Raw genomic sequence first — 2,501 nt, forward strand, 5'->3', positions numbered from 1 at the left:
TGCCGACGACGCTCGGCCGGCCGGACTCGATGCCGCTGTTCGACGAGGTCGACGGCATCGTCACCGCCGAGATGATGTGGGCGAACTACATCTATTTCATGGATGCCGTCCTGCCGGTCGCCCAGGAGGCGGGGGTAAAGATCGCGCTGCATCCCGACGATCCGCCGGTGCCGATGCTGGGCGGCGTCGCCCGCATCTTCAAAGACCCGGCGGATTTCAAGCGCGCCTATGCCTGCTATGCCGACAGCCCGTCCTGGGGTCTCGACCTCTGCCTCGGCTGCTGCTCGGAAATGCCGGGTGGTGCTACGAATGTGCAGGAGATGATCAGCTTCTTCGGACCGAAGGGGCGCATCTTCTACGTCCATTTCCGCGATGTGCAGGGCACGGTGCCGGACTTCACCGAATGCTTCATCGGCGAAGGCAATTTCGACCCCGCCGAGGCCATGGCCCTGCTGCACAAAAGCGGTTTCACCGGCTTCCTGCTGGACGACCATGTCCCGCATATGGACGACGACACCGACTGGAACCACCGGGGCCGCGCCCATGCGATCGGCTACATGCAGGGACTCCTGCGCATGGCCGAACGGGCCGCCTGAAGACCGACTCCTCCCCACAAGGGTCACGGCATCTCCTCCCGAAACTGGTCCCGGTCCGGTGGTTACTCCACCTTGGTCTTCTGACTGCTGCGCCGCGCCGCCCGCATCTGCTCGATGATGTGGCGGCCGGATCCTTCGACATGGCGGGCGAGAACGGCCGCCGCAGCATCCGAATCCTGGGCCTTGATCGCGTCCAGGACCTCCTGGTGCTCCCGCATCACCGCGGCCTGGCGGCCGAGCGACGTCGGATGCCGCCGGCTGATCGCGCGCAGGATCTCGCGGTGCTTCCACCACAGATCGACTGCGTGCCGGTTGTAGTGGCGTTCGTACATCGTGTGGTGGAATTGGGTGTCGAGCAGCCCGTGCCGCACCGGGTCCGAGTAGTTGAGCCGCACCATCTCGACGTGGAGCGCCTCCAGCTCGGCGATGTCGGCGTCGGTCGCGATGCCGACGAACCAGCGCGTCAGCGCCGGCTCGATCAGGACCTCGATCTCATAGATGTCGCGGATGAAATCCTCGTCGATCGCCCGCACGCGCGCCCCGCGATTGGGCGTCATGACGACGAAGCCTTCGCCGCGGAGCTGCTGCAGCGCCTCGCGCACCGGGTTGGTCGAGGTGCCGTGCCGCTCCGCGAGATCGGCGACGATCAGCCGGGCATTGGCCGGGATGCGGCCGGCAATGATGTCCTCGCGGATCGCCTCATAGACCGAGGCCTCGCGGTCCGACGCCGGGAAGGCCGGCAAGTCCGGGCTGGACATGATGCTCATGGACCGTGCCAGGCCACCCTTTAAGTCCGCAGTGCCCAGCCTGTGGGCTCTGCACGTGATCTTTTGAATATCGTGTACGATCCTTGTCGAAGTTGATGTGAGATGTCGAGTCTGAAACACAAAAGGGCAGGCCGGCGCCCGATCGACCGGGTACCGCCTGCCCTGTTGCGCGCTTCGATCAGAGATGTGCGGCAGAAACCCCGATCATCGCCACACGGTCAGGCCAGCATCCGGATCTTCGGCTCGCGAACCCACTGGCGGGTGCGCGCGGGCTCGAGGAAGCCGCCCGCGCCCTTGCCCAGATCGACCACGCCGGCATCGTCCGCCACCCCGGCCTTGGCCAGCAGCGGCCTGGCCTCGGCGGTGAAGCCGATGGCCTTGAGGTGGACGAAGGCGTTGGTGACGAAATCGGTGGCGGCGCTCTCCTTCAACAGCTGGGCGCAGCCCTCCTTCGACAGCACCAGCGCCACCGCGTCGAAGATCACGGAGGGCGAGCCGGCCAACTGGCCATCCGCCTTCAGGGTCTTGCCGTCCTTCAAGGTGACGCCGCCGATCTTGGCCGCGACGATCTTCACCGTGGCGCCATCGCCTTCCGCGACCTTGCGGACGGCGTCCACCACCTTGCCGTCGGCGCCGTCCGTGACCAGCACGCCGACCATCCGGCCCTTCAGGCTGGGTGGGTACTTGCCGATCAGGCGCAGGGCCGGCGACGGCTTCATGTCATGCGGCTGGGCCGCCGCCTCCGACTTCGCCGGCAGGTCCATTGCCAGGCCGTCGGCAACGCGCTTTGCCAGGGATTCGTCGACATTCCGCAGATTGGCCAGGACCCGGCTGCGGACATGCTCCAGCACCACCTTCGAAAGCTCGAAGACGATGGCGCTGGCCAGATGCGCCTGTTCGATTTCGGACTGGGAGCGATAGAACAGCCGGGCATGGCTGTAGTGGTCGGCGAAGGTCTCCGAACGCAGCCGGACCTTGGTCTCTTCGAGCGGCAGGGCGAAGCTGCGGAAGCCGCCCTTGGGATCCTCGCGCGGCCCGCCCGCCTCGCCCGCCTGGGCCAGGCTGTTGGGTTCGTAATTGGCCCGACCGGTGGGAACCTGGGTCTGCATATGGCCGTCGCGCTGCAGGTTCTGGAACG

General features: G+C 66.5%; 3 protein-coding genes. 1 reads left to right on the plus strand and 2 read right to left on the minus strand.

From position 1 onward, the window contains the following. Positions 1-596, plus strand: a 596-nt coding sequence (locus AC3XYG_RS30770) for a mannonate dehydratase (RefSeq protein ID WP_489143693.1), incomplete at its 5' end; no start/stop codon positions are given. A gap of 62 nt (positions 597-658) precedes the next feature. Here AC3XYG_RS30770 and AC3XYG_RS30775 read toward each other — a convergent pair. Then, the gene (locus AC3XYG_RS30775; RefSeq protein ID WP_489143694.1) at positions 659-1,363 is read right to left on the minus strand and encodes a GntR family transcriptional regulator; all 705 of its coding nucleotides are present in this window, start codon (positions 1,361-1,363) and stop codon (positions 659-661) included. A 218-nt stretch (positions 1,364-1,581) separates the two neighbouring features. Further along, on the minus strand, positions 1,582-2,501 hold a 920-nt coding region (locus tag AC3XYG_RS30780), incomplete at its 5' end, for a catalase-related domain-containing protein (protein ID WP_489143695.1).

This window comes from Inquilinus sp., from assembly GCF_057815775.1.

Bases quoted from the DNA above. Each gene is read 5' to 3' on its own strand.
- AC3XYG_RS30775 (WP_489143694.1), bottom strand. From the start codon at position 1,363: ATGAGCATCATGTCCAGCCCGGACTTGCCGGCCTTCCCGGCGTCGGAC.